Source organism: Saccharothrix hoggarensis, assembly GCF_052936025.1.
Genome location: NZ_CP193624.1, coordinates 745,074 through 769,177, shown reverse-complemented (window position 1 = coordinate 769,177; position 24,104 = coordinate 745,074). Strand labels below are relative to the sequence as shown.

The window sequence follows — 24,104 nt, the reverse complement described above, 5'->3', positions numbered from 1 at the left end:
ACTGTACAAAATGACCAGTGAAACAAGCTACTGTTGCTCACCCTGACCAGGCGAGCACATCCTGTGGGCATGACGCAGCAGCTTGACGACGTGAGCTACGACCAGCTCCGCCAACTCGTGGGCCTGGTCGACTACGACGGGACGCGCGACCCGTTCCCCGTCCGCTCGATGGACGCCGTGGTCTTCGTGGTCGGCAACGCGACCCAGACCGCGTGGTTCTACCAGGTCGCCTTCGGGATGCAGCTCGTCGCGTACTCCGGGCCGGAGACCGGGCAGCGGGACCACAAGTCCTTCGTGCTCAAGTCCGGATCGGCGCGGTTCGTGATCAACGGCGGCGTCCGGCCGGACAGCCCGCTGCTCGACCACCACCGCAAGCACGGCGACGGCGTCGTGGACCTCGCGCTGGAGGTCGGGGACGTCGACAAGTGCGTCGAGCACGCCCGGGCGCAGGGGGCGACCGTCCTCGAAGAGCCGCACGACCTCAGCGACGAGCACGGCACGGTCCGCGTCGCCGCCATCGCGACCTACGGCGAGACCCGCCACACCCTCGTCGACCGGTCCCGGTACACCGGCCCCTACCTGCCGGGGTACGTGGCCCGGGAGAGCACGGTCGTGCGGCCGGAAGGCGCGCCGAAGCGGTTGTTCCAGGCGGTCGACCACTGCGTGGGCAACGTCGAGCTCGGCCGGATGGACCACTGGGTCGAGTTCTACAACCGGGTGATGGGCTTCGTGAACATGGCGGAGTTCGTCGGCGACGACATCGCCACCGACTACTCGGCGCTGATGAGCAAGGTGGTGTCCAACGGCAACCACCGGGTGAAGTTCCCGCTCAACGAGCCGGCGATCGCGAAGAAGAAGTCGCAGATCGACGAGTACCTGGAGTTCTACGAGGGCGCGGGCGTGCAGCACATCGCGCTCGCGACCAACGACATCGTGGCCACGCTGACCGCGATGCGGGCGGCCGGCGTCGAGTTCCTGGACACCCCCGACTCGTACTACGACGACCCGGAGCTCCGGGCGCGCATCGGCGAGGTGCGCGTGCCGATCGAGGTGCTGAAGGAGCACCGCATCCTGGTCGACCGGGACGAGGACGGGTACCTGCTCCAGATCTTCACCAAACCGATCGGCGACCGTCCGACGGTGTTCTACGAGCTGATCGAGCGGCACGGGTCGCTCGGCTTCGGCAAGGGCAACTTCAAGGCGCTGTTCGAGGCGATCGAGAGGGAGCAGGCCCGCCGAGGCAATCTGTAGCGCCGAGGCACTCTCTGGCGCTGGGCGGGAACGTCGGGGCGGCCCCCGACGTTGAGCCGACAACGGGCCGGTCCGGGCACCCCCGGGCCGGCCTTCCCCGTCGGAACGCTGATGATGCCCTACCAGGCGCGCCGGGACCGGTACTCTCGGTGCGGGGGTATCTCACACCGCATTCACCTGGAGGGTGGCATGGCGCTCGCGCTACGGGTCACCGCGCTGCTCCCGCTCGCCGGAGCGGTGGCCACCGCCGTCGCGTTGACCGGCGCGGCGTTCTTCACCGTGGCCCACGCCGGGTGCGCGGAGACCGGCCGGTTCGTGGAACGCGACGGCGTGGTCGAGTTCGTCGGCGGGTGCGTGGACGCCGACCGCCTGCCGGCCGTGCCGCCCCGGGTGGAGAACGCGCGGTACGACGTCAAACCCTGACGTCATGGGCGATAGTGGACCCATGTGTCGCAACATCAGGGTGCTCCACAACTTCGAGCCGCCCGCCACCGAGGACGAGGTCCGCGCGGCGGCCGTGCAGTACGTGCGCAAGGTCAGCGGGTCCACGCACCCGTCGGCGGCCAACCAGGAGGCGTTCGACGCGGCCGTCGAGGCGGTCGTCGAGGCCACCCGCGTCCTCCTCGACTCCCTGGTCACGAAGGCCCCGCCGCGTGACCGCGAGGTCGAGGCCGCCAAGGCGAAGGAACGCTCCGCCGCCCGCTACGGCGCGCGCTGACCCCGCCCGGCCACCGCCGGAACGGCGCGGACCCCGCACTCGACCGAGCACGGGGTCCGGGTGCCGGTCCGGGGGTCAGTCCAGCGCCTCGACGAGGTCGGCGACCAGGTCGTCGGCCGACTCGATGCCCACGGACACGCGCACCAGGTCGGCGGGCACCTGCAGGAGCGAGCCCGCGGTGCTGGCGTGGGTCATCTTGCCGGGGTGCTCGATCAGCGACTCGACGCCGCCCAGCGACTCGGCCAGCGTGAACAGCTTCGTGCGCGAGCAGACGGCCAGCGCCGCCTCCTCGCCGCCCTCGACGGTGAACGAGATCATCCCGCCGAAGCGGCGCATCTGCTTCGCCGCGACCTCGTGGCCGGGGTGCTCGGGCAGGCCCGGGTACAGCACGCGGGTCACCTTCGGGTGCCGCAGCAGCGCCTCGGCGACCTTCTCGGCGTTGTCGGAGTGCCGTTCCATGCGCACTTCGAGCGTCTTCAGGCCGCGCAGGGTCAGCCACGCGTCGAACGGGCCGGGCACGGCGCCCGCGCCGTTCTGGAGGAAGCCGAACTGCGCGTCGAGCTCGTCGTCCGACGTGACGAGGGCGCCGCCGACGACGTCGGAGTGGCCACCCACGTACTTGGTGGTCGAGTGCAGCACCACGTCCGCGCCCAGGGCCAGCGGGCTCTGGAGGTACGGCGAGGCGAACGTGTTGTCGACCACGAGCCGCGCGCCCGCCGAGTGCGCCACCTCGGCGAGGAGGGCGATGTCGGCGATGTTCAGCAGCGGGTTGGTGGGCGTCTCGACCCAGATGACCTTGGTGTTCGGGCGGACCGCGGCGCGCACCGCGTCGACGTCGGACAGCGGCACCGGCGTGTGCTCGACACCCCACTGCGACAGCACCTTGTCGATCAGCCGGAACGTGCCGCCGTAGGCGTCGTTCGGGATGACGATGTGGTCGCCCGGCCGGCACAGGGCGCGCAGCGCGGTGTCGGTCGCGCCCATGCCGGAGGCGAAGGCGCGCCCGTGCCTGCCGCCTTCGAGCGCGGCCAGGCACTCCTCCAGCGCGGACCGGGTGGGGTTGCCGGTGCGCGAGTACTCGAAGCCGCCGCGCAGGCCGCCGACGCCGTCCTGGGCGTACGTGGAGGTGGCGTGGATCGGCACGATGACCGAGCCCGTCGTGGGGTCGGGGTCCTGCCCGGCGTGGATAGCCCTGGTCGCGAAACCGTAGTGGCCGGTGTCCGTCATGGGGCCAGGGTACGGCGACCGGGACGACGACCGCCCGCCGGCCGTTCGGCCGACGGGCGGTGCCGGTGGAGCCTGCTAGCGGGCCGTCACCACTGCTGGGGCGGCTGCTGGCCGTACGGGTTGTGCTGCTGGGGCTGGCCGTACGGGTTCGGCTGTTGCGGCTGACCGTAGGGGTTGGCCTGCGGCTGGCCGTACCCGCCGCCGGGGTACCCCCCGCCGACGCCGGCCGGCGCGTTCACCACGACGGTGCCCAGGATCTTGTCGGCCCACGTCTGCTTCTTGGGCTCCCACAGCGGGGCGAACCAGCCCGCGTAGCAGGGCAGCGAGTCGACGAAGTGGCACAGGTGCCGGACGAAGGCGTTGCCGAAGCCGATCGGCTGCCCCGTCTCCTCCTTGATGAGCTTGATCTTGGCGATCTTCTTGCCCATCGACTGGCCGGTGGTGCCGGCCAGGTACCAGGAGTTGTAGATGAGGAAGCCGAGCATGCCGAGGTAGGCGACGCCGCTGAGGATCAACGCGATCGTCGGGTCGCCGGTCGCCGCGCCGACGCCGGCCAGGATGGCGACGACGACACCGGGCGCGGCGTAGTCGATCAGCGCGCCGACCGCGCGGCTGCCCCACTCCGCGTACCCGCCGGCGGGCGCGGCCGCGTACGCGGGCTGGCCGTAGCCGGGCTGGGCGCCCCACGCCTGCTGCTGCGGCGGCTGGCCGTACGGGTTGGCCGGGGGCTGGCCGTACGGGTTCGACGGCGGCTGCTGCGCGTACGGGTTGGCCTGCGGCTGACCGTACGGGTTGGACGGCGGCTGCTGGCCGTACGGGTTCGACGGCGGCTGGCCGTACTGGCCCGGCTGCTGCGGCGGCTGGCCGTACTGCTGCGGCGGCTGCTGGGCCGGGAACGCGCCCGAGCCCGGCTGCTGCGCGGGCTGGCCGTACGGGTTCGAACCGGGCTGCTGCGCCGAACCCGGCGACACGACCTGCGTGGCGTCCGGGTTCGGCTGCTGCTGCTGGCCGGGCTGGACGACCTGGGTCGCCTCCGGCGGCGGGAAGGCAGGGGGCTGGCCACCGCTCGGCACGACCTGGGTCGCGTCGGCGTTCGGGGGCTGCTGGGCACCCTGCTCCTGCTGGTGTTGACCGCCGAACTGCTGGTTCTCTGGCGGCTGCGGAGCGTTCATCGGAGTTTCCAACCCCCTTGGCAAAGGCCGTGGCGTATGAGTCGGTGGCCAACGCTAGCGGATGGCGCCGCCCCGGTGGCCGGCAACCGGTGAACGCGTCCAGGTTCAGCGACCGGCGAGGAAACCCAGGATGTCCTGCCGGGTGACGACGCCCGCGGGCTTGCCGTCCTCCAGCACCAGGGCACCGTCCGCTGAGGACAGTGCCTGCATCGCCGAGGTGATGGACTCGCCGGCGCCGATCGTGGGCAGCTTCAACGACATGTGCTTGTCCAGCCGGTCGGTCAGCTGCGCCTTGCCGGTGAACAGCGCGTCGAGCAGGTCCCGCTCGTTGACCGCGCCCGCGACCTCGGCGGCCATCACCGGCGGCTCGGCGTTGACGACCGGCATCTGGGAGACGCCGTACTCGCGCATGATCGCGACCGCCTCGGCGACCGTCTCGTTGGGATGCCCGTGGACCAGGTCCGGCATCGTGCCGTCCTTGCGCCGCAACACGTCCCCGACCGTCGCGCCGGACGTGTCGGGCGACAGGAAGCCGTACTGCGCCATCCACTTGTCGTTGAAGACGCTCGACAGGTAGCCGCGGCCGCCGTCGGGCAGCAGCACCACGACCACGTCGTCCGGGCCCGCGGTCTCGGCGACCCGCAGCGCCGCCGCGACCGCCATGCCGCACGAGCCGCCGACGAGGAGACCTTCCTCACGGGCCAGCCGCCGGGTCAGCTCGAACGAGTCGGCGTCGCTGACGGCGACGATCTCGTCGCACACCTCGCGGTCGTAGGCGTCCGGCCAGAAGTCCTCGCCGACACCCTCCACGAGGTACGGCCGGCCGGTGCCTCCCGAGTAGACGGAACCCTCCGGGTCCGCGCCGATGATCTTCACCCGGCCCTCGGAGACCTCCTTGAGGTACTTGCCGGTGCCCGAGATCGTGCCGCCCGTGCCGACGCCCGCGACGAAGTGCGTGATCCGGCCCTCGGTCTGCCGCCACAGCTCCGGCCCCGTGCCGTGGTAGTGGCTGGCCGGGTTCTCCGGGTTGGCGTACTGGTTGGGCTTCCACGCGCCGGGGATCTCGGCGACCAGGCGGTCCGAGACGTTGTAGTAGGAGTCGGGGTGCTCCGGCGGCACGGCGGTCGGGCACACCACGACCTCGGCGCCGTAGGCCTTCAGCACGTTGCGCTTGTCCACGCTGACCTTGTCCGGGCAGACGAAGACGCACTTGTAGCCCTTGCGCTGGGCCACCAGCGCCAGGCCGACGCCGGTGTTGCCCGACGTGGGCTCGACGATCGTGCCGCCGGGCTTGAGCTCGCCGCTGCGCTCGGCCGCCTCGACCATGCGCAGCGCGATGCGGTCCTTCACGCTGCCACCGGGGTTGAGGTACTCGACCTTGGCCAGGATGAGGGGCTGGAGCCCTTCGGCCACCGCGTTCAACTTCACCAGCGGCGTGTTGCCGACCAGGTCGACGACGCTCTCGACGTACTCCACGACGGCCCTTCCACTTCTTGAGACGACTCGCTGAGCGTATATGGGTGCCCCAGTGGACGCCCCGGTGGACGATTGGCTGGTGGAAGGGGGTTGTCGATGCGGGGGTCCCGGCTCGTGGTCGTGGTCGCGGGTGCGGTGGGCGGGTTGGCGGGGGTGGCGTACGGGCTGTTCACCGGGCAGTCGCGGCGGGCCAGGGTGGTGATCGGGGCGCCGGTCGCGCCGCCGTTGCGGGCGGACGGGGTGTACGGCGTGCGGCGGGACGGCGCGGGCGGCGGCGCTGCGGGCGGTGCCGCCGGCGCTGCGGGTACTGCGGGCGGCGCTGCGGGCGGCGGGGGCGGCGGGACGGGCGTTGCCGGCGGTCGGGGTGGCGCGGGTGCGGGTAGCGGTGGTGCGGACGGTGGGGGCGGCGCGGGTGCCGGCGCTGAGGTGGGCGGGGTTGGGGTGGCGGTGCGGTTCGCCGTCCTCGGTGACTCGATGGCGGCCGGGCTGGGCGTGGACGACCCGGCGGAGTTGCCCGGTGTGGTGCTGGCGACCGGGCTGGCCGACGAGCTCGGGACGCCGGTGCGGCTGGAGACGTTCGCGGTCCCGGGAGCGACCAGCCGCGACCTGGCGTCGCAGGTGGACCGGGTGGTGGCCGAGCCGCCGGACGTGGCGCTGGTGATCATCGGCGGGAACGACGTGACGACCCGGCTGTCGGTCGCGGAGTCGGCGGTGCTGCTCGGCGCGCAGGTGCGGCGGCTGCGGGAGGCGGGCGTCGGCGTGGTCGTCGGCACGTGCCCCGACCTGGGCACGGTCCGGCCGATCGCCGAGCCGCTGCGGTCGGTGGCGCGGGAGTGGTCGCGGCGGCTCGCGCGGGCGCAGCGGGTGGAGGTGGAGCGGGCGGGCGGGGTCGCGGTGGCGCTGGGCGACCTGCTGGCGGCCGAGTTCCACGCCCGCGCGGCGGACTACTTCAGCCGCGACCGGTTCCACCCGAGCGCGGCCGGGTACGAGGCGGCGACGTCCGTCCTCCTGGCCCCGCTGTGCGGCGTCGTACGTCACGAGTGGTGGCCGCGCTGAACGGGCGTTAACTAGGCTGCACGTCACACGTTGCGGCGAAACAAAGGAGTTCCGTAATGCCTGAGGCCGTCATCGTTTCCGCCGCCCGGTCGCCCATCGGGCGCGCGGGCAAGGGTTCGCTCAAGGACGTGCGCGCCGACGACCTGACCGTCCAGGTCCTCAAGGCCGCGCTGGCGAAGGTGCCGCAGCTCGACCCGAACGACATCGACGACCTCATGCTCGGCTGCGGCCAGCCCGGCGGCGAGCAGGGCTTCAACATGGCCCGCGTGGTGGCCGTGCTGGCCGGGTACGACAACCTGCCCGGCACGACGGTGAACCGCTACTGCGCGTCCAGCGTGCAGACGACCCGCATGGCGATGCACGCGATCAAGGCGGGTGAGGGCGACGTCTTCATCAGCGCCGGCGTGGAGACGGTGTCGAGCTTCGCGCGCGGGTCGTCCGACGGGTGGCCGGGCACGCACAACCCGCTGTTCGCCGACGCCGAGGCCCGCAGCGCCGCCGTGGCCGGGTCCGGCGCGTCGGAGTGGGTCGACCCGCGGCAGAACGGGCAGCTGCCCGACATCTACATCGCCATGGGCCAGACGGCGGAGAACCTGGCGCTGGCCAAGGGCGTGACGCGGCAGGAGATGGACGAGTTCGGCGTGCGGTCGCAGAACCTCGCCGAGAAGGCCATCGCCAACGGCTTTTGGGCGCGCGAGATCACTCCCGTCACGAGGCCGGACGGCACAGTCGTGTCCGCCGACGACGGCCCGCGCCCCGGCGTGACGATCGAGGGCGTGTCGGGCCTGAAGCCGGTGTTCCGCCCGGACGGGCGGGTGACCGCGGGCAACTGCTGCCCGTTGAACGACGGCGCGGCCGCCCTGGTGATCATGAGCGACGCGAAGGCGCGCGAGCTGGGCATCACGCCGCTGGCGCGGATCGTGTCGACCGGCGTGTCCGGGCTGTCGCCGGAGATCATGGGCCTCGGGCCGGTGGAGGCGTCCAAGCGGGCGCTGGCGCTGGCCGGCATGTCGATCTCGGACATCGACCTGGTGGAGATCAACGAGGCGTTCGCGGCGCAGGTCATCCCGTCCTACCAGGACCTGGGGATCGACCTCGACCGGCTCAACGTCAACGGCGGCGCGATCGCCGTGGGCCACCCGTTCGGGATGACCGGCGCGCGGATCACCACGACGCTGATCAACTCGCTCCAGTTCCACGACAAGCAGTTCGGCCTGGAGACGATGTGCGTCGGCGGCGGCCAGGGCATGGCCATGGTCATCGAACGACTGAGCTGAACCGCGTCACGATTGCTGTTACCCCGCGTCCTACCCAAGAGTAGGAGGTCGGGTGACGATGGCTCACGTGTGGTGGCACAGCGGGTACGACCGGCTGTGCCACGCCTTTTCGGTGGAACAGACCTCGGGGGAGCACGCCGGGGCGGCGTACTTCGAGGCGGCGTGCGCGCACTCCGTGCCGCCGGAGCTGGTGGTCCGGTCGCCAGCCGGCGCGCTGTGCGTGCCGTGCCTGGTCGAGGTGGGGTCGGCGATGGAGGGGCGCGACGCCTGGCGCGACTGAACCCCACCGGGCCCGCGACCGCGACCGCGACAGACCGCGACGGACCAGGGCGGACGAAAGCGGACGTGGGCGAACGAAAGGGCGCCCCGGCCGGAGCCGGGACGCCCTTCGCGCGGTGCGGTTCGAGCCGGTCAGTCGCGCTGGAGGTACGACAGCAGTCGCAGGATCTCCAGGTACAGCCAGACCAGCGTGGTCATCAGGCCGAACGCGGCCAGCCAGGCGTACTTCGCCGGCAGGGCGCTGCGGATCATCTCGTTGGCGGCCTCGAAGTCCAACAGGAAGTTGAACGCCGCGATGCCGATCACGACGAGGCTGAACACGATGGCGAGCGTGCCGCCGTCGCGCAGACCCATGTTCACGCCGAACAGGCTCATGATCAGGTTGCCCAGCATGAGCACGACCACGCCGACGGTGGCGCCGATGATCCACTTCGTCAGGCGCGGCGTGACGCGGATCGCACCCGTCTTGTAGACCACGAGCATCGCGCCGAACACGCCGAACGTGCCGAGGATCGCCTGCCACGCGATGCCGGCGAACATGCTCTCGAACACGCCGGTGATGGCGCCGAGGAACACACCCTCGGCCGCCGAGTAGGCGAGCACCATCGGCGCGCTGGGCATGCGCTTGAAGATGATGACCAGGGCCAGGACCAGGCCGATGAGCATGCCGGGGATCATCAGCGCGAACGGCTGGACCTGGCCGGAGAGCACCAGCCACGCCGAGACGAAGCCGGTGACCAGGGCGATCGCGAGCGTGGCCGCGGTCTTGGTGACCACGTCGTCGATCGTGATCGGGCGCTCGCCCGTGGTCGGCGGCGCACCCTGGTAGCCGCCGTACTGCTGCGCCTCGTAGGGCTGGCCGAAGCCTGCGTAGTTACCGCTACCGCCGCCGGTCGGCAGGTTGCGGAACGCGGGGTTGCTGGTGGTACGCACCTCGTCCTCCTGTGGCGTGCTGACGCCGTCACGGGGTTCAACGACCACACGAGTCGATCGGTTCCCGTCGGGTAAAAGCGACTTTACTCGGACTGTCGATCTCGAATCCACGGCCCGCGCTGCGGAGCGTAGTCGGCACTCCACCCCGCTGGGGGCTTGTCGAGCTGATCAGGTAGCCGTAAGGCTCACCCAGGCAGCTCTTACAGACGCGCCGAGGGGTTCAGGACATCATGGGGTGGAGACGACTCACCGGCGCGGTGCTCGCGGCCGGTGTGACCTTGCTCGCCGTGCCCGCTGTTGCGGGCGCGCAAGCCGTGGAGGAGTTGGGGCACGAAGTCGCCGCGCAGGGCTACAACGGCAAACCGGCGGGCGAGGGCGACTGGCTCGGCTCGTACCAGTGGCGCGGCCAGCGCGTGTGGTGCGTGCAGTACTCGCTGCTCGCGCCGGACAGCACGCAGGAGTACCAGAACGGCGACGAGCTGCTGTCCAAGGGCGGCGTGAAGCTGCCTGACAAGGTGGCGTCGCACATCTCCTACCTGCTGCTCCGGTACGCCGGCACCAAGTCGGCGGACGAGGCGGCTGCGCTCGCGCACCTGCTGCACTCGTGGACGGCCTACCCGGACCCGGCCAACAAGGTCTACCTGGACCCGACCAAGGACTTCCAGGAGATCGCCTACGACGCGGACTTCCACTACCGGGAGCTGGCGAAGTTCGGCCAGGCCCAGCAGGCGGTCGACCGGCTGCGCCAGGACGCCGAGGCCAACAGCGGCCCGTGGACGGCGAGCGTGAGCGCGCCGACCGGCGACCAGGTCATCGGCGCCCCCGGCACGTGGGTGGTGGACATCACCAAGCCGGACGGCGGGCAGGTGGCCGGCGTCCCGGTGACGGTGGAGCTGACCGACGCCACGCTGAAGGGCGGCGGCGCGACCGGCGAGATCACCACGCCGGCCGACGGCAAGGCGCTCGCGGTGGAGGTCGTGCCGACCGGGCCCAACCCGTCGTTCACGGTGAAGCTGGACAGCCCGGCCGACCGGCCCAGGGTCCAGGTGCCGGTGGGCAACGTGGCCATGCAGCGGATCGTGACGACCGGCGGCGAGAAGAAGCTGACCGCGAACGCGTCCACGACCGCGAAGACCGCGCCCGGTGTGGTGAAGGTCGCCAAGACCGACGCCGAGACCGGCAAGGCGATCGGCGGCGTGGCGCTGCGCGTCACCGCGGCCGACGGCACGACGCCCGCGAAGCGGCAGGACGACACGGCGCTGACCGGCCCGGAGGGTGAGCCGATCGTGCTCCAGACCGCCGCCGACGGCACCGCGGTCGTGCCGGACCTGCGCACGCCGCAGGAGGTGTGCGTGGTCGAGGTGGCGCCCGCCAAGGGCTACGAGGAGCACTTCGACCCCAACGCGCCGCCCAAGGCGTGCGGGGTGGTCGACGCCGGGCAGACGCTGGCGCTGGCGTTGACGAACAAACCGGACAAGCCGATCGTGCCGATCACCATCCCGGCGGGCTCCGAGGGCGCCGGCGTGGTGGCCAAGGCGTCGTACACCACGACGGCGCCGACGGGCGCGCTGCTCGGCTTCGGCGGCGTGGTGCTGGCCGGCGCGGTCCTGCTCGGGCTCGTCGTCCGGCGACGGGCGTCCGCGCGGTCGTGAGGGCTCCGCTGACGGGTGCGGCGGTCGCGGCTCTGCTCGCGTCCGCCGTGCTCGTGTTCACCCAGGCCCCGTCGGTCGTGCTGGCGGGCCGGCCGACACCCGGTGACGCGGTCGTGCCGCACCCGCTGGGCGACAGCGCGCGCTCCGGGCGCGGTGCGGACCTGGCCGGCATGCCGGTCGGCGCGAACCCGCCCGCGTCACCGCCGCCCGCGCCGCCGCCCCCGGCGACGACGCCTCCCCCGCCCGCCGTGCCGCAGGGCCAGCGGCCGGGGACCGTGCGGCTGCCCGAGGGCGGGGTGGCGACGCTGGTCCGGCAGGAGGTCACCGCGGACGGCGTGCTGCCGGTGCCCGAGGGCGTCGGCGAGGCCACGTGGTGGGGTGTCGACCTCGGCGCGGCCGAGGGCGCGACGGTGCTCGCCGGGCACGTGAACTGGAAGGGCATGACCGGGCCGTTCGACGAGCTGTGGCGGTCGGCGGTCGGGCAGCGCGTGACCGTGGTCGACGCGGCGGGCCGGACGTTCGCGTTCGAGGTCGGCCGGGTCGAGGCGGTGCGCAAGGACGACCTGCCGGCGCGGGCCGTCGAGCTGTTCGGGCCGCGGGGCGCGCACCGGCTGGTGCTGGTGACGTGCGGCGGCCGGTGGGTCGGCGGCGAGACGGGGTACGAGGAGAACCAGGTCGTGATCGCCACCCCGGTGGGGTGACCACGGAGGTGGCTGATCGGCACGCTCGCGGGCCGATCGGTCACCCGACGCAACCACGGGGCGCCCCACGTCGTCCTGATGGGTGTGAAGCGATGGGGTTGGCTCAGCACGGGCGTGGCGCTGGCACTCACCCTGGTGGTGCTGGCCGTCCTGGGGGCGCGCGAGCCGAGGCCCGGCAACGACGTGGGCGACCTGGCCGCGCCGCTGCCGATGGCGCCGCGGACGTCGGGCACCAGCACCGCCGCCGCGCCGCCGACCGTGCCGCCCGCCGCGACCCCGCCGCCGTGGATGCGGCGGGTGCAGCCGGGCGAGAAGCCGCCGCAGTTCGTGCTGTTCTCGTTCGACGGCGCGGCGTCCAAGCCGCACTGGGACCGGATCATGCCGATCGCGCGGCGGTCCGGTGCGCACGTCACCGGGCTGCTGTCCGGCGTGTACCTGGTGGCCAACCAGGACGGCGGCACGTACACCGGGCCGGGGCACCGGCCGGGCAAGTCGTCCATCGGGTTCGGCGGCACCCCGGCGGACGTGGCGCTGCGGATCGGGTACCTCAACGACGCCATCGACGCCGGGCACGAGATCGGCACGCACTACAACGGCCACTTCTGCCAGGGCGACGAGCCGAACGTCGGCACCTGGACCACCGAGCAGTGGGACCGGGAGCTGGACCAGTTCTTCGAGATCGTGGAGCGGGCCCGGCAGCAGGGGTTCAAGCTCGACCCGGCGGCGGTCCGCGGCGGCCGGACGCCGTGCCTGGAGGGCGTCTGGGAGCAGGCGTTCCCGGCGATGAGGGCCCACGGCCTGGCCTACGACACCAGCCACGTCAGCCTGGGCGTGGTGTGGCCGACGGTGCAGCACGGGATGTGGGAGTTCCCGATGCCCGAGGTGCGGGTGCCCGCGCTGGGCAAGCAGGTCGTGATGATGGACTTCAACCTCTGGTACGCGCTCAACGGGGCGAAGGACGAGCCGGACCACTCGGGCGACTACACGCGGATCGTGCTGGACACGTACCGCTCGGTGTACCAGGCGGCGTTCAACGGCAACCGGGCCCCGGTGGTGATCGGCAACCACTTCAACGAGTGGGCGGGCGGCGCGTTCAGCCGCGCGGTGGAGGGGTTCCTGGGCGAGGTGTGCGTGCGGCCGGAGACGGTGTGCGCGACGTACACCGAGGTGATCCAGTGGATGCAGCTGCAGGACCCGGTGGTGCTGGAGCAGCTGCGGCGGATGCCCCCGGCGCGGAATTGACCCGATCGGGTCAGCGCGGAACGCGTGCCGCTCTGGCGCGGCGGGCGACGAAGCCGCTACGGTGGGTCACCGCCGCCCCACGGAAAGCACCACCTCCGAGGAGTCGCGCATGACCACCGAGCCCGAGAAGCGCCCCTGGGTGAAGCCCGATTTCCGGGACGTCGACACCCCGATGGAAGTCACCGCCTACGCCGCTCGAAGCTAGCCCGTGCGCTGTGCCCCTCCGGCGCCGTGCCCCTCCGGCCCGGCGCCGGAGGGGCGTGGCGTGGACCGAGAGGTGCCGTCCCCGTGCCGAGTGCTGTGGCGTTGTCCCCCGACGCGTTGACCCCGGACGAGTTCACCGCGCGCCTGCGCGCCCTGGCGCCCCGCTACTGGGACCGCCACCCGTTCCACCTCCGGCTGCACGAGGGCCGGCTGACCGCGCACGAGCTGCGGCTGTGGGCCGCCAACCGCTGGTACTACCAGCGCGCGATACCGCGCAAGGACGCGGCGATCCTGTCGAACTGCCCCGACGTCGACGTCCGCCGCGCGTGGCGGGAGCGGATCGTCTGGCACGACGGCGACCGGCCGGGCGAGGGCGGCGCGGAGGACTGGCTGCGGCTGGCCGAGGCGGTCGGGCTGAGCCGCGAGGAGGTGCTGGACGAGCGGCACGTGCTGCCGGGCACCCGGTTCGCCGTGGACGCCTACGTGACGTTCGCCCGCACCCGGCCGTGGGTGGAGGCGGTGGCGTCCGGGCTCACCGAGATGTTCTCCCGCGACCTGATGGCGCGCCGGCTGGCGGACATGCGCCTGCACTACCCGTGGATCGCCGAGGAGGGCTTCGCCTACTTCACCGCCCGGCTCGGGGTCGTCGCCGACGAGGGGAAGTCCACTGTGGACATAGTGGTGCGCCACTGCCGGACGCGCGGGCAGCAGGAGGCGGCGGTCGCCGCGCTGGCGTTCAAGTGCGACGTGCTGCGGGGGTTGCTGGACGCCGTCGACTACCACTGCGCTGGCGGCTCGTCGTGACCGCGCCCGACGCCGTGCCGCGCCTGCGCCGGGGCGTCAAGACGGCCTACGACGAAGCCAGGGCCGGTCACGTCGTGCTGTTCCCGGAGGGCGTGCTGGTGCTCAACGAGACGGCCGCCGCGGTGGTGGGGCTGTGCGACGGGCGGACGTCCGTGGCGGGCATCGCGCGGCGGCTGGCCGACGAGTTCGACGGCGTCGAGCCCGCGGACGTCGCCGAGCTGGTGGCCCGGCTGGTGGCGCGCCGGGTGGTGGAAGTCGATGGCTGAGGCGCCGTTCGGCCTGCTCGCCGAGCTGACCCACCGGTGCCCGCTGCGGTGCGGGTACTGCTCGAACCCCGTCGACCTGGTCGGCCGCGACGACGAGCTGGGCACGGCGGCGTGGTGCTCGGTGTTCGACCAGGCCCGCGCGCTGGGCGTGTGGCAGGTGCACCTGTCCGGCGGTGAGCCGCTGGCGCGCGCGGACCTGCCCGAGCTGGTCGGCCACGCGTCCGGGCTCGGCTGCTACGTGAACCTGGTGACCAGCGGCCTCGGGCTCACCCCCGAACGGCTCGCGGGGCTGCCCGGTGTCGACCACGTGCAGCTGTCCGTGCAGGACGCGCAGGAGGCCGGCGCCAACCGCATCGCGGGCGTGAAGGCGTTCGGGCACAAGCTGACGGCCGCCCGCGCCGTGCGGGACGCGGGGCTGCCGCTGACCGTGAACGTGGTGCTGCACCGGCTGAACGTGGACCACGTCGCCGAGATCGTCGCGCTGGCGGAGCGCCTGGGCGCGGACCGGCTGGAGCTGGCCAACACCCAGTACTACGGCTGGGCGTTGCGCAACCGGGCCGCGTTGCTGCCGACGCGGGAGCAACTGGCGCGGGCCGGTGAGGTGGTGGCGGCGGAGCGGGCGCGGTCGGCGATGGAGATCGTGTACGTGATCGCCGACTACCACGAGGCGCACCCGAAGCCGTGCATGCACGGGTGGGGCGCGCGGCAGCTGACCGTGACGCCGAACGGGGACGTGCTGCCGTGCCCGGCGGCGGGCGTGATCGACGGGTTGGGCGTGGAGAACGTCGCGGACCGGGCGCTGGCCGACATCTGGCACACGTCGCCCGCGTTCGAGGCGTTCCGGGGCTTCGGGTGGATGCGCGACCCGTGCCGCACCTGCGCGCGGCGCGAGGTGGACTTCGGCGGTTGCCGGTGCCAGGCGTTCCAGCTGACCGGCGACGCGGCGGCGACCGATCCGGTGTGCTCGCTCTCGCCGCACCGCGGCCTGGTGGACGCGATCCTGGCCGGCGCGCCGGGCGAGGTGGAGCACCGGGCGGTCGTGCGGTGAGGGTTGCGGCGGGGTGGGACGTGCTGCGGTGCGAGAGCGTGCGGTGAGGGTGGCGGCGGGGTGGGACGTGCTGCGGCGGAGGGTCGTGCGGTGAGGGTGGTCGTGCTCGGGACGGCGGCCGGGGGCGGTGTGCCGCAGTGGAACTGCGCGTGCGGGCCGTGCGCGGCGGTGCGGGCGGGTCGGCTGCCCGCGCGCACGCAGGACTCGCTGGCCGTGAGCGGCGACGGCGTGGGCTGGTGGCTGGTCAACACCTCTCCGGACCTCGGCGCGCAGCTCGCCGCCACGCCCGACCTCGCGCCAGGTCCCGGCCCGCGGGACACGCCGGTCCGCGGCGTCCTGCTCACCGACGCCGAGCTGGACCACACGCTGGGCCTGGCGGTGCTGCGCGGCGCGGCCGGCCTGCGGGTGCACGCGCCGCGGGCCGTGCTGGACGCCCTCACGCCCACCAGGGACGTGCTGGCGACGTACGCGGAGTGGGCGTGGCGGCCGGTGGAGCCGCAGCGGCCGGTCCTGCTGGACGGCGGGCTGGAGGTGACCGCGTTCCCGGTCAGCGGCAAGCGGCCCCGGTACGCCACCGGCCCGGACGGGCACTGGGTGGTGGCGTACCGGTTCCGCGACCCGGCCACGGGCGGCGTGCTGCTGTACGCGCCGTGCCTGGCGTCCTGGCCGCCGGGGTTCGACGCGCTGGTCGAGGAGGCGGACGTGGTGCTGCTCGACGGCACGTTCCACGCCCCGTCGGAGATGGGCGCGGCGACCGGCCGGCCGAGCGGGCAGGCCGCGATGGGCCACCTGCCGATCGCGCACAGCCTCCCGGAGCTGCGCCGCCACCCGGCGACCCGGCGGATCTACACCCACCTGAACAACACCAACCCGGTGCTCGACCCGGCGTCGCCGGAGCACGCCGAGGTCACCGGCGCGGGCGTGGAGGTCGTCGAGGACGGCGCGGTGATCGTCCTCTGACGTCGATTGGGGGGTTAGACCCACCGATTCACCGGTGGGCAGCCGGAAGAATCGGGGCCATGACGGACCACGACCTCGTGCGCGCCACCCGCGCCAGGCTGACGCAGGCCGCGCTGGGGCTGGCGCGGACACCGCTGTCCCTCGTCGGGCTGCTGCTGATCCCGCTCCAGCTGGTGGCCTACCCGCTGATCCTGGTGACTTTGGGCGTGCCGCTGCTGCTCGTGGCCACGGCGCTGGCCCGCCGCTACACCGGCCTCTGCCGGTGGTGGGCGTCGCGCGTGCTGGGCGTGGAGGTCCCCGCGCCGCACCGGGCGCCGGAGAACCGCGGCCCGATGACCAGGGTCCGCACCATCGCCACCGACCCGGCGACGTGGCGCGACCTGGCGTTCCTGCCGCTGAACGCGATCCTCGGCGTGGTCTGCGGCGTGCTGCCCGTCGCGTTCTGGATCAACGGTGTGCTCGGCTTCGTGGTCCCGCTGATCTGGCTCGACGCCGACGACGTCGAGTACGTCGCGATGACCGCCACCACCCCCGGCAGCTTCGTGCTCGCGCCGCTGCTGGGCATCGCGTTCCTGGCGCTGGCGTGGTGGTCCACGCCCCGGTTCGCCCGGCTGCACGCGACCGTCGTCAAGTGGCTGCTCGCGCCCAGCGCCACCGCCGCGCTGACCGACCGGGTGCGGGTGCTGGCCGACTCGCGGGCCGACACGGTCGACGCGCAGGCCGCCGAGCTGCGCCGGATCGAACGGGACCTGCACGACGGCGCGCAGGCGCGGCTGGTGGCGCTCGGCCTGAGCCTCGGCATGGCCGAGGAGCTGCTGGCCCACGACCCGGACGCGGCGCTGAAGCTGCTGGCGGAGGCACGCCAGTCGTCCACCGTGGCGCTGGCGGAGCTGCGCGACCTGGTGCGCGGCATCCACCCGCCGGTGCTGGCCGACCGCGGGCTGGACGGCGCGTTGCGCGCGCTGGCGCTGGCCCACCCGCTGCCCGTGGACGTCGACGTGGAGCTGGCCGGGCGGCCGGAGGCGCCGGTCGAGTCGGCGGCCTACTTCGCGGTGGCCGAGACGCTGACGAACGCGGCCAAGCACAGCGGCGCGACCTCGGCGTGGCTGCGGGTGCGGCACGAGGGCGGCCGGCTGTCGCTGATGATCGGCGACGACGGGCGGGGCGGGGCCGTGGCGGGCGAGGGCGGCGGGTTGCGCGGGATCGAGCGCAGGCTGGCCGCGTTCGACGGCACACTCGGCATCGCGAGCCCGGTGGGCGGGCCGACCATCGTGACCATGGAGCTGCCGTGCGCGTTGTCCTCGGTGAAGACCTCGTCCTCCTCCGGGACGGCCTGATCCGGCTGCTCCAGGCCTACGACTTCGACGTCGTCGAGGCGGTCGACTCCGGTCCCGCCCTACTCAAGGCCCTCGTCGACCACCGCCCGGACGTGGCGGTGGTCGACGTGCGCCTGCCTCCGACGTTCACCGACGAGGGGTTGCGGGCCGCGATCGAGGCCCGCAAGCGGGTGCCGCGATTGCCGGTGCTGGTCCTCTCGCAGTACGTGGAGCAGCTTTACGCGCGGGAACTGCTGTCCGACCGCGGCGGCGCGGTCGGCTACCTCCTGAAGGACCGCGTGTCGGACGTGAAGCAGTTCATCGACGCCATTCGACGGGTGGCCGCGGGCGGCACCGCGATGGACCCCGAGGTCATCACGCAACTGCTCGCCCGCGGCGCGCGGGACCGACCGCTGACGACGTTGACGCCGCGCGAGCGGGAAGTGCTCTCGCTGATGGCCGAGGGCCGTTCCAACGGCGCGATCGCCGGGCGGCTGTTCGTCACCGAGAAAGCGGTCGGCAAACACATCGCGAACATCTTCGGCAAGTTGGACCTGCCGTTGTCCGGGGACGACAACCGGCGGGTGCTCGCCGTGCTGGCCTATTTGGACCGGGTGTAAATCGTTTCTTAGGCTAAGTAGCATCTTGGTCCACGACGACCCAGGGGGGTTCCGATGACCACGACGGCTCAGTTGGCCGACGAACTGCTCGACCTGATGTGCACCCTGACACCGCTGGGCGCGACGGTCTACGGCGTGCCGGGGTACGACCACCTGCTGGCCGACCACCGGGCCGAGTCGCACGAGGCCGCGCGGGCGCGGGCCGTCGACATCGCCGACCGGGCGCGCTCCCGGCCGGACGACGACGACCCCGTGACGCGGGCCGTGGTCATCCAGCAGGCCGGGGCGATCGTGGACCAGATCGACGCGCGCGGCGTCGAGTACACGATCACCGACTCGTTCTTCGCGCCCGCCGGCGAGCTGCTGTCCATCCTGCCGATGACGGTGCTGTCCGGGCCGGAGTCGGAGCGGGCCTACCTGGACCGGCTGGCCGCCGTCCCGGACTTCCTGCGGCGCGTGGGCGAGCGGCAGGTCGCGGGCGCCGCCGCCGGTCGCACGCCGGTGCGGCACCTGGTGGACGCCGCCGTGGCGCACGTGGACCGGTACCTGGCCGCCGACGAGGACCCGCTGGCCCGGCCGACGGGCGGCGAGGCGTTCACGGCCGAGCGGGACCGCCTGCTGGCCGACGTGGTGCGGCCCGCGTTCGCGGCCTACCGGGACGTCGTCGCGGGCATCGAGGGCCGTCCCGAGGACCGCGCGGGGCTGCGCTGGCTGCCCGACGGCGAGGCGCTCTACGCGGCGCTGGTCCGCGTCAACACGACCACCGACCGCACGCCCGCGGAGCTGCACCAGACCGGCCTCGACGTGATGGAGTCGCTGGCCCGCAAGTACGCCGAGCTGGGCGAGCGGGTGTTCGGCACGTCGGACGTGGCCGAGGTGTTCGAGCGGATGCGGACCGACGAGTCGCTGCGCTGGCGGACCGAGGACGAGCTGATCACCGCCGCGCGCGACGCCGTGACCAGGGCGGAGGAGGCCGCGCCGCGCTGGTTCGGCCGGCTGCCCGAGCAGCGCTGCCGGGTCGAGCCCGTGCCCGCCGCCGACGCGCCGGGCGCGCCCATCGCGTACTACGCGCCGCCGTCGCTGGACGGCCTGCGGCCCGGCACCTACTACGCGAACACGCACCGCGTGGAGGAGCGGTTCCGCTACCAGGCCGAGGCCATCGCGTTCCACGAGGCCGTGCCGGGGCACCACTTCCAGATCACGCTCGCCCAGCAGGCGACCGGGCTGCCGGTGCTGCGCCGCGTCGCCCAGGTGACCGCCTACCTGGAGGGCTGGGGCCTCTACACCGAGCGGCTGGCCGACGAGATGGGCCTGTACTCCGACGACGTGGCGCGGCTCGGGATGCTGGTCCTGGACTCGCTGCGCGCCGGGCGGCTCGTGGTCGACACCGGCCTGCACGCGCACGGCTGGAGCAGGCAGCAGGCCGTCGACTACCTGAGCGCGAACACGCCGCTGGCGCTGGTGGAGATCGAGAACGAGGTCGACCGGTACATCGCCGCGCCCGGCCAGGCGCTGGCCTACATGGTCGGCCGGCTGGAGATCCTGCGCGTCCGGGCGGCGGCCCGCGAGGCGCTGGGCGACCGCTTCGACATCCGCGCGTTCCACGACCTGGTGCTGGCCGGCGGGCCGCTGCCGCTGGCCGTGCTGGACGAGGTCGTCACCGACTGGGTGCGCTCCCAGGGGTGACGTCGGGTCGGCGTGCCCGCGAGTCGTCCATTCCGGTGGTGACGTTCACTCCCGAGACGACTCGCGGGTCCGTTCCGGTGATTCTGGTGCGTGACCGACACGGCGCGCGCGTTCGTGTTCACCCGGCAGATGGGTGAAGTGTGAGCGGCGCAGAACGTGCCCCCGACGGGATTCGAACCCGTACTGTGACTCTTTTAAGGAGCCTGCCTCTACCGGTTGGGCTACGGGGGCAGCGGGGAGCCTAAGCCGTTACCGAGCGTTCGTGGGGCAGGTTCACAAGAAGTCCCCCGCACGGCTCAATGCGATCCGCTATTGCGCTCATTCGGGTAATGGGCCCAGCGCGCTCATCCCGAGTACAACTTCGTGATAAGCGTCACAGCCGAGTGCGTGTTCCACGGCCTCATCCCGCAATGCTGCGGTGAAGCCGATACCAAAACCCAGGGCCGTAGCAACCAGATAAGCCGTTTGGGACAGATGGCCTACATCCATTTGCACAACTCGGTAGGCACGTGACGTGTCGTAACGCCACCTGGTCCGTTCGAGGAGCCCGGTGTACGCGAGCACCACCGGCGCCCGTCCGACCCAGTCCTGGTCGCCGGCCGCCGCGGCCATCTCGTCCGGCCCCCACGTCACCCCGATGGGCTCCAGCGCGTGCGCGAGCCCGTCGTAGTGGTACCAACCCGGTTCCAGCCCGTCCACGCGGCTCGCGTGCGCGTACAGCTCCACCGGGTGCCGTCCGCCGCCGGACGGGCTCGTCTTGAACACCGTGCCGGACCGCCCGATCCGGGACCGCGCGGGCGACGGCCCCGCCAGCACGCCCAGCAGCTCGCCCAGGCGCGCGAGCGGCACGGGCGACGGGCCGAACTCCCGGGTCGTGCGGCGGGCCAGCAGCACGTCGTACAGGCCCGCGCCGGCCCAGTCCGGCTCGTCGGGCACCGGCGGCAGCGGCACGGCGACGCCGCCGAGGCTGCGGAACGGCGTGGGCGGCGGCTCGACGGGCAGCTTGGCGTCCAGCGCCGCGTCGTGCTCGTCGGACGCCTGGTACGGCGCGTCGGCGAGGGTGCGGCTGGCGAAGTGGAAGTGCCGCGCGGACGCGCCCCAGGCGTGCCACCCGTCCAGCAGCCGGCGTTCCTCGTCGTGCTCCGGCGAGCCCTCGACGATCAGCACGCCCGCTTCGAGCAGCTCGTCCACCACCTTGCGCAGCGCGGCCCGGTCGGCCTCCGCGAGCGGCGCCAGCAGCTCGTCCACGTCGGTGAACCCGGCGAACTTGCGGCACAACAGCTCGGCGGTCTCGCTGATGGCGAACTGGCGGTGGTGGAGGTAGTCGTCCCACACCACGGCGCCGTCCTGGTAGAACAGCGTCGCGTGCTCAGCGACCTTTGCCCGCACCCAGCAGCTCCTTGAACCGCGCCGCCACCCACTCGTGCACGGCCTCGGACACCCGCGCGTCACCGGCGCGGTGCTCGAACCACCGCCAGTCGCAGTTGACGTTGACTTCCAGGAACACGTGGTCGCCACCGGAGACCAGCAGGTCGAACGCGGCGACCTGCAACCGCCAGTGCCGGGCCAGCGCGAGCAGCCGGTCGGTCAGCCCGGACGGCACGTCGACCGGCGTGACGCGGACCGCCTCCGGGTCCACCCACAGCTGGGCCGGGTCGAGCTTGTCGACCTGGAAGGCGAGGCACCGCTCCCCCACGACGAACACGCGCAGCTCGGTGTCCGACGGCACGTACTCCTGCACGATCACCGGCGCGGGCTCGGGCACGTCGCCGGACCGGCTGGTCTCCAGCGGGCGCGGGAACAGGCCGTGCTGCATGCCGGGGCGGGGTTCCAGCAGGTGCCTGCCGGACGTCTTGACGATGCACCGCGCGCCGCCGGGCCGGGTGCGGCCGGGGCGGGTGGTCACCGTGGTGCGCGGCACGCGCAGGCCGAACGCGGCGGCGTCGGCGAGCTGCGTGAGCCGGTTGAGGTGGGAGGTGTTGCGGCTCGGGTTGACGTGCGACCAGTCGCCCCGGCTGGACAGCCAGTCGGCGACGGCGCCCCACTGGTCCACGGCGTAGGCGCCGGCGAGCGTGCCGGGTTCGACGGGCAGCGCGGACAGCTCGAAGTGCCGGCGCCACACCAGGAGGGGGCGCAGCAGCCAGCGGTCCAGCTCCAGCAGCGGCTGGTCGGTGTAGACGGTGAGCGGCAGGTCGGCGGACCGGTCGGCGTCGATGCGGGCCATCCGGATGCCGCGTTCGGCGAGCGCGATGGAGAGCTCGTTCATCTCCATGTCCGCGGCGCGGGCGAGCACCAGCACGCAGGGCACGGGGCTGCCGTCACCCTCGTCCACCATGCCGAGGCGGTGCACCTGCTCCTGGAAGTCCAGGCACTTCGGCTGCGACCGGAACAGGTAGTCCTGACCTTGCAGCAACAGCGGGATGGGTTTCGCCGGTCTGGCTGCCTCGGGCGGGGGAACGACCTCGTTCCCCCACCCGGAGACGGTCATGGCTCAGTCGTCTTTCTTGCTGCAAAAACGCTTTTCGGCAGTCGCGTACTCGGCGGAGTACTCCGCCAGCGCACGATCCTCGATCTCACCGCGGCGAAGCTGTGCGGCCAGCTCCTCGAGAGACATCGCGGTCACCTCTCTCCCCACTGATGCATCACACATTCAGGCGATACACCAGCTGTATTCTCGGGTTCACGTAACGCAATGTCAAGGCAACCGACGATGCGTTAGGCCGACCGGGGGCTCAAGTGAGAAGGCTCCGCCGGACGGCCCCCTGCCCGCCACACCGAACGGCGCAGCGGGCGGGGAGCCGTTCGCGATCAGCTCTTGGTGGCGCGGTCGAACTCGGCCTTCGGCTCGTGGATCTGGCCCAGCGCGACGACCTCGCGGCCCGAGAACAGCGCCTGCGTCCAGTCCACGAAGACCCGGAACTTGCGGTTCACCGTGGGCATGAACATCACGTGGTAGCTGCGGTGCATGAACCAGGCGACGACGCCCTTGAACCGCAGGCCGAACACGTCGGCCACGCCCTTGTAGAGGCCGAGGCCCGCGACCGAGCCCAGGTACTTGTGGAAGTAGTCCTTGGGCTGCTTGCCGCGCAGGGTCGCGATGATGTTCTTGGTCAGGAGCTTCGACTGGCGGATGGCGTGCTGCGCGTTCGGCACGCACGTCGCCGTCGGGTCCTCCTCGGTGCGCGAGAGGTCCGGCACGGCCGAGCAGTCGCCCGCCGCCCACACGCCCGGCAGGCCGACGACCTGCATCGCCGCCGTGCACCGGACGCGGCCGCGCTCGTCCAGCGGCAGGTCGGTGTTGCGGAGCATCGGGTTGGCCTTCATGCCCGCGGTCCAGATGATGGTGTCCGAGTCGAACTCGGTGCCGTCGTCGAGGACGACGTGGCCGCCCTCCATCGACTTGACCCGCGTGTCGAGGTAGCACTTGATGCCGCGCTTCTCCAGCTGCTCGACGGTGTAGACGCCGAGCCGCGCGCTCACCTCCGGCATGATCCGGCCGGTCGCCTCGACGAGGACCCAGTGCATGTCCTCCTGCTTCAGGCCCTCGTAGTAGCGCAGCGCGTAGCGGGCCATGTCCTCCAGCTCCGCCAGCGTCTCGATGCCCGCGAAGCCGCCGCCGATGACGACGAAGCTCAGCAGCCGCTTGCGCAGCTCCGGGTCGTTGGTGCTGGCCGCCTGGTCGAGCCGCGACAGCACGTGGTTGCGCAGGTAGATGGCCTCGCCGATGGTCTTCATGCCGATGCCGACCTCGGGCAGGCCGGGGATCGGCAGGGTGCGCGAGATCGCGCCCAGCGCGGAGACCAGCACGTCGTACTCGAACTCCTCGACGTGGCCGTCGGCGAGCTCCACCGTGACGGCCTTGCGCGAGTGCTCGATGCGCGTGGCCCTGCCGGTGACGACGTGGCAGCGCTTCAGGACCTTGCGCAGCGGCACGACGACGTGGCGGGGTTCGATGGAACCGGCCGCCGCCTCGGGGAGGAACGGCTGGTAGGTCATGTGCGGCTGGGGGTCGATCACCGTGACGGACGCCTCGCCGGAACGCAGCTTCTTCTGCAATCCCAGCGCGGTGTACATGCCGACGTACCCACCGCCGACAATCACGATCCGTGTGGGTTGCGACTTCACAGCAGCCATACACACATGGTCGCACCGGCCGGGCCTTTCCCGCGCATCGACGAGGCCCGTTGTGACCACGGTCGCGGGTGATGACGGACAC

The 24,104-nt window shown here is 72.5% G+C and carries 25 protein-coding genes and 1 tRNA gene; 17 read left to right on the top strand and 9 right to left on the bottom strand.

Annotation, left to right across the window (positions count from 1 at the left end; translation table 11 throughout):
* The first annotated feature begins 69 nt into the window (after positions 1-69).
* The 3 genes from hppD (at position 70) to ACRAKH_RS03825 (ending at position 1,969) form a co-directional block, all read left to right on the top strand.
* The gene (gene hppD / locus ACRAKH_RS03835) at positions 70-1,251 is read left to right on the top strand and encodes a 4-hydroxyphenylpyruvate dioxygenase (RefSeq protein ID WP_380721965.1); all 1,182 of its coding nucleotides are present in this window, start codon (positions 70-72) and stop codon (positions 1,249-1,251) included.
* 189 nt (positions 1,252-1,440) lie between these two features.
* Complete coding sequence (locus ACRAKH_RS03830; RefSeq protein ID WP_380721967.1) at positions 1,441-1,674, top strand: hypothetical protein; 234 nt, start codon at positions 1,441-1,443, stop codon at positions 1,672-1,674.
* A gap of 22 nt (positions 1,675-1,696) precedes the next feature.
* Positions 1,697-1,969 (top strand): DUF2277 domain-containing protein, encoded by a 273-nt coding sequence (locus ACRAKH_RS03825; RefSeq protein ID WP_380721969.1) that lies wholly within the window; start codon positions 1,697-1,699, stop codon positions 1,967-1,969.
* Positions 1,970-2,044: 75 nt separating this feature from the next.
* Here ACRAKH_RS03825 and ACRAKH_RS03820 read toward each other — a convergent pair whose 3' ends face one another.
* From ACRAKH_RS03820 to ACRAKH_RS03810, 3 genes are all read right to left on the bottom strand, one after another.
* Entirely contained in the window at positions 2,045-3,196 is a 1,152-nt protein-coding gene (locus ACRAKH_RS03820; protein WP_380721971.1) for a cystathionine gamma-synthase, read from the bottom strand.
* An 86-nt stretch (positions 3,197-3,282) separates the two neighbouring features.
* Entirely contained in the window at positions 3,283-4,368 is a 1,086-nt protein-coding gene (locus tag ACRAKH_RS03815; RefSeq protein WP_447009632.1) for an RDD family protein, read from the bottom strand.
* 105 nt (positions 4,369-4,473) lie between these two features.
* Positions 4,474-5,844: a cystathionine beta-synthase gene (locus ACRAKH_RS03810; protein ID WP_380721975.1), complete on the bottom strand. Its 1,371-nt coding sequence runs from the start codon at positions 5,842-5,844 to the stop codon at positions 4,474-4,476.
* A 96-nt stretch (positions 5,845-5,940) separates the two neighbouring features.
* On the opposite strand from ACRAKH_RS03810, the gene ACRAKH_RS03805 reads away from it, so the two are divergent.
* The 3 genes from ACRAKH_RS03805 to ACRAKH_RS03795 are packed head-to-tail and all read left to right on the top strand — an operon-like array spanning position 5,941 to position 8,457.
* Positions 5,941-6,900, top strand: coding sequence for an SGNH/GDSL hydrolase family protein (locus ACRAKH_RS03805; protein ID WP_447009631.1), 960 nt, complete (start codon positions 5,941-5,943; stop codon positions 6,898-6,900).
* A 56-nt stretch (positions 6,901-6,956) separates the two neighbouring features.
* Entirely contained in the window at positions 6,957-8,177 is a 1,221-nt protein-coding gene (locus tag ACRAKH_RS03800) for an acetyl-CoA C-acetyltransferase (RefSeq protein ID WP_380729856.1), read from the top strand.
* A gap of 52 nt (positions 8,178-8,229) precedes the next feature.
* Positions 8,230-8,457 carry a hypothetical protein gene (locus ACRAKH_RS03795; RefSeq protein WP_380729858.1) on the top strand — a complete coding sequence of 76 codons (228 nt, stop codon included), beginning with the start codon at positions 8,230-8,232 and terminating at the stop codon, positions 8,455-8,457.
* Between the two features lie 131 nt (positions 8,458-8,588).
* Here ACRAKH_RS03795 and ACRAKH_RS03790 read toward each other — a convergent pair whose 3' ends face one another.
* Positions 8,589-9,389 (bottom strand): Bax inhibitor-1/YccA family protein, encoded by an 801-nt coding sequence (locus ACRAKH_RS03790; RefSeq protein WP_380729860.1) that lies wholly within the window; start codon positions 9,387-9,389, stop codon positions 8,589-8,591.
* A 230-nt stretch (positions 9,390-9,619) separates the two neighbouring features.
* Between ACRAKH_RS03790 and ACRAKH_RS03785 the strand changes: the two genes are divergently transcribed.
* The 11 genes from ACRAKH_RS03785 (at position 9,620) to ACRAKH_RS03735 (ending at position 19,888) form a co-directional block, all read left to right on the top strand.
* On the top strand, positions 9,620-11,041 hold the full coding sequence (locus ACRAKH_RS03785; protein ID WP_380729862.1) for an MSCRAMM family protein: 1,422 nt from the start codon (positions 9,620-9,622) through the stop codon (positions 11,039-11,041).
* Positions 11,038-11,742: a class F sortase gene (locus ACRAKH_RS03780; RefSeq protein WP_447009630.1), complete on the top strand. Its 705-nt coding sequence runs from the start codon at positions 11,038-11,040 to the stop codon at positions 11,740-11,742. The genes ACRAKH_RS03785 and ACRAKH_RS03780 overlap by 4 nt, the downstream gene beginning before the upstream one ends.
* A gap of 78 nt (positions 11,743-11,820) precedes the next feature.
* Complete coding sequence (locus ACRAKH_RS03775) at positions 11,821-12,984, top strand: polysaccharide deacetylase (RefSeq protein ID WP_447009629.1); 1,164 nt, start codon at positions 11,821-11,823, stop codon at positions 12,982-12,984.
* Positions 12,985-13,093: 109 nt separating this feature from the next.
* Complete coding sequence (pqqA, locus tag ACRAKH_RS03770) at positions 13,094-13,189, top strand: pyrroloquinoline quinone precursor peptide PqqA (protein WP_073895738.1); 96 nt, start codon at positions 13,094-13,096, stop codon at positions 13,187-13,189.
* Between the two features lie 83 nt (positions 13,190-13,272).
* Positions 13,273-13,992 carry a pyrroloquinoline-quinone synthase PqqC gene (gene pqqC / locus ACRAKH_RS03765; protein ID WP_380727699.1) on the top strand — a complete coding sequence of 240 codons (720 nt, stop codon included), beginning with the start codon at positions 13,273-13,275 and terminating at the stop codon, positions 13,990-13,992.
* Positions 13,989-14,258: a pyrroloquinoline quinone biosynthesis peptide chaperone PqqD gene (pqqD, locus tag ACRAKH_RS03760; RefSeq protein ID WP_380727701.1), complete on the top strand. Its 270-nt coding sequence runs from the start codon at positions 13,989-13,991 to the stop codon at positions 14,256-14,258. The genes pqqC and pqqD overlap by 4 nt, the downstream gene beginning before the upstream one ends.
* A complete protein-coding gene (gene pqqE / locus ACRAKH_RS03755; RefSeq protein WP_380727703.1) occupies positions 14,251-15,306 on the top strand; it encodes a pyrroloquinoline quinone biosynthesis protein PqqE in 1,056 nt (351 codons plus the stop codon). Before pqqD ends, pqqE begins: the two co-directional genes overlap by 8 nt.
* A 90-nt stretch (positions 15,307-15,396) precedes the next feature.
* Positions 15,397-16,266, top strand: coding sequence for a pyrroloquinoline quinone biosynthesis protein PqqB (gene pqqB / locus ACRAKH_RS03750; protein WP_380727706.1), 870 nt, complete (start codon positions 15,397-15,399; stop codon positions 16,264-16,266).
* Between the two features lie 59 nt (positions 16,267-16,325).
* Positions 16,326-17,603: a sensor histidine kinase gene (locus ACRAKH_RS03745; protein ID WP_447009628.1), complete on the top strand. Its 1,278-nt coding sequence runs from the start codon at positions 16,326-16,328 to the stop codon at positions 17,601-17,603.
* Positions 17,555-18,202: a LuxR C-terminal-related transcriptional regulator gene (locus ACRAKH_RS03740; RefSeq protein WP_380727710.1), complete on the top strand. Its 648-nt coding sequence runs from the start codon at positions 17,555-17,557 to the stop codon at positions 18,200-18,202. Before ACRAKH_RS03745 ends, ACRAKH_RS03740 begins: the two co-directional genes overlap by 49 nt.
* 54 nt (positions 18,203-18,256) lie before the next feature.
* A complete protein-coding gene (locus tag ACRAKH_RS03735) occupies positions 18,257-19,888 on the top strand; it encodes a DUF885 domain-containing protein (protein ID WP_447009627.1) in 1,632 nt (543 codons plus the stop codon).
* A 157-nt stretch (positions 19,889-20,045) separates the two neighbouring features.
* Here ACRAKH_RS03735 and ACRAKH_RS03730 read toward each other — a convergent pair.
* The 5 genes from ACRAKH_RS03730 to ACRAKH_RS03710 form a co-directional block, all read right to left on the bottom strand.
* Positions 20,046-20,119 (bottom strand) — tRNA-Leu (locus ACRAKH_RS03730).
* Positions 20,120-20,206: 87 nt separating this feature from the next.
* Positions 20,207-21,277 carry a SagB family peptide dehydrogenase gene (locus ACRAKH_RS03725; RefSeq protein WP_447009626.1) on the bottom strand — a complete coding sequence of 357 codons (1,071 nt, stop codon included), beginning with the start codon at positions 21,275-21,277 and terminating at the stop codon, positions 20,207-20,209.
* Complete coding sequence (locus ACRAKH_RS03720) at positions 21,258-22,376, bottom strand: ATP-grasp domain-containing protein (protein ID WP_380727716.1); 1,119 nt, start codon at positions 22,374-22,376, stop codon at positions 21,258-21,260. Before ACRAKH_RS03720 ends, ACRAKH_RS03725 begins: the two co-directional genes overlap by 20 nt.
* Positions 22,377-22,379: 3 nt before the next feature.
* Positions 22,380-22,502, bottom strand: a complete 123-nt coding sequence (locus ACRAKH_RS03715; protein ID WP_267935188.1) for a hypothetical protein — start codon at positions 22,500-22,502, stop codon at positions 22,380-22,382.
* Positions 22,503-22,696: 194 nt separating this feature from the next.
* The gene (locus ACRAKH_RS03710) at positions 22,697-24,022 is read right to left on the bottom strand and encodes an NAD(P)/FAD-dependent oxidoreductase (RefSeq protein WP_380727718.1); all 1,326 of its coding nucleotides are present in this window, start codon (positions 24,020-24,022) and stop codon (positions 22,697-22,699) included.
* Between the last annotated feature and the right edge of the window lie 82 nt (positions 24,023-24,104).

Bases quoted from the DNA above. Each gene is read 5' to 3' on its own strand.
- ACRAKH_RS03720 (WP_380727716.1), bottom strand. From the start codon at position 22,376: ATGACCGTCTCCGGGTGGGGGAACGAGGTCGTTCCCCCGCCCGAGGCA.
- pqqE (WP_380727703.1), top strand. From the start codon at position 14,251: ATGGCTGAGGCGCCGTTCGGCCTGCTCGCCGAGCTGACCCACCGGTGC.
- ACRAKH_RS03785 (WP_380729862.1), top strand. From the start codon at position 9,620: ATGGGGTGGAGACGACTCACCGGCGCGGTGCTCGCGGCCGGTGTGACC.
- ACRAKH_RS03825 (WP_380721969.1), top strand. From the start codon at position 1,697: ATGTGTCGCAACATCAGGGTGCTCCACAACTTCGAGCCGCCCGCCACC.
- ACRAKH_RS03830 (WP_380721967.1), top strand. From the start codon at position 1,441: ATGGCGCTCGCGCTACGGGTCACCGCGCTGCTCCCGCTCGCCGGAGCG.
- hppD (WP_380721965.1), top strand. From the start codon at position 70: ATGACGCAGCAGCTTGACGACGTGAGCTACGACCAGCTCCGCCAACTC.
- ACRAKH_RS03735 (WP_447009627.1), top strand. From the start codon at position 18,257: ATGACCACGACGGCTCAGTTGGCCGACGAACTGCTCGACCTGATGTGC.
- ACRAKH_RS03805 (WP_447009631.1), top strand. From the start codon at position 5,941: ATGCGGGGGTCCCGGCTCGTGGTCGTGGTCGCGGGTGCGGTGGGCGGG.
- ACRAKH_RS03800 (WP_380729856.1), top strand. From the start codon at position 6,957: ATGCCTGAGGCCGTCATCGTTTCCGCCGCCCGGTCGCCCATCGGGCGC.
- ACRAKH_RS03715 (WP_267935188.1), bottom strand. From the start codon at position 22,502: ATGTCTCTCGAGGAGCTGGCCGCACAGCTTCGCCGCGGTGAGATCGAG.
- ACRAKH_RS03820 (WP_380721971.1), bottom strand. From the start codon at position 3,196: ATGACGGACACCGGCCACTACGGTTTCGCGACCAGGGCTATCCACGCC.
- pqqA (WP_073895738.1), top strand. From the start codon at position 13,094: ATGACCACCGAGCCCGAGAAGCGCCCCTGGGTGAAGCCCGATTTCCGG.
- ACRAKH_RS03775 (WP_447009629.1), top strand. From the start codon at position 11,821: ATGGGTGTGAAGCGATGGGGTTGGCTCAGCACGGGCGTGGCGCTGGCA.
- ACRAKH_RS03745 (WP_447009628.1), top strand. From the start codon at position 16,326: ATGACGGACCACGACCTCGTGCGCGCCACCCGCGCCAGGCTGACGCAG.
- ACRAKH_RS03815 (WP_447009632.1), bottom strand. From the start codon at position 4,368: ATGAACGCTCCGCAGCCGCCAGAGAACCAGCAGTTCGGCGGTCAACAC.
- ACRAKH_RS03710 (WP_380727718.1), bottom strand. From the start codon at position 24,022: ATGGCTGCTGTGAAGTCGCAACCCACACGGATCGTGATTGTCGGCGGT.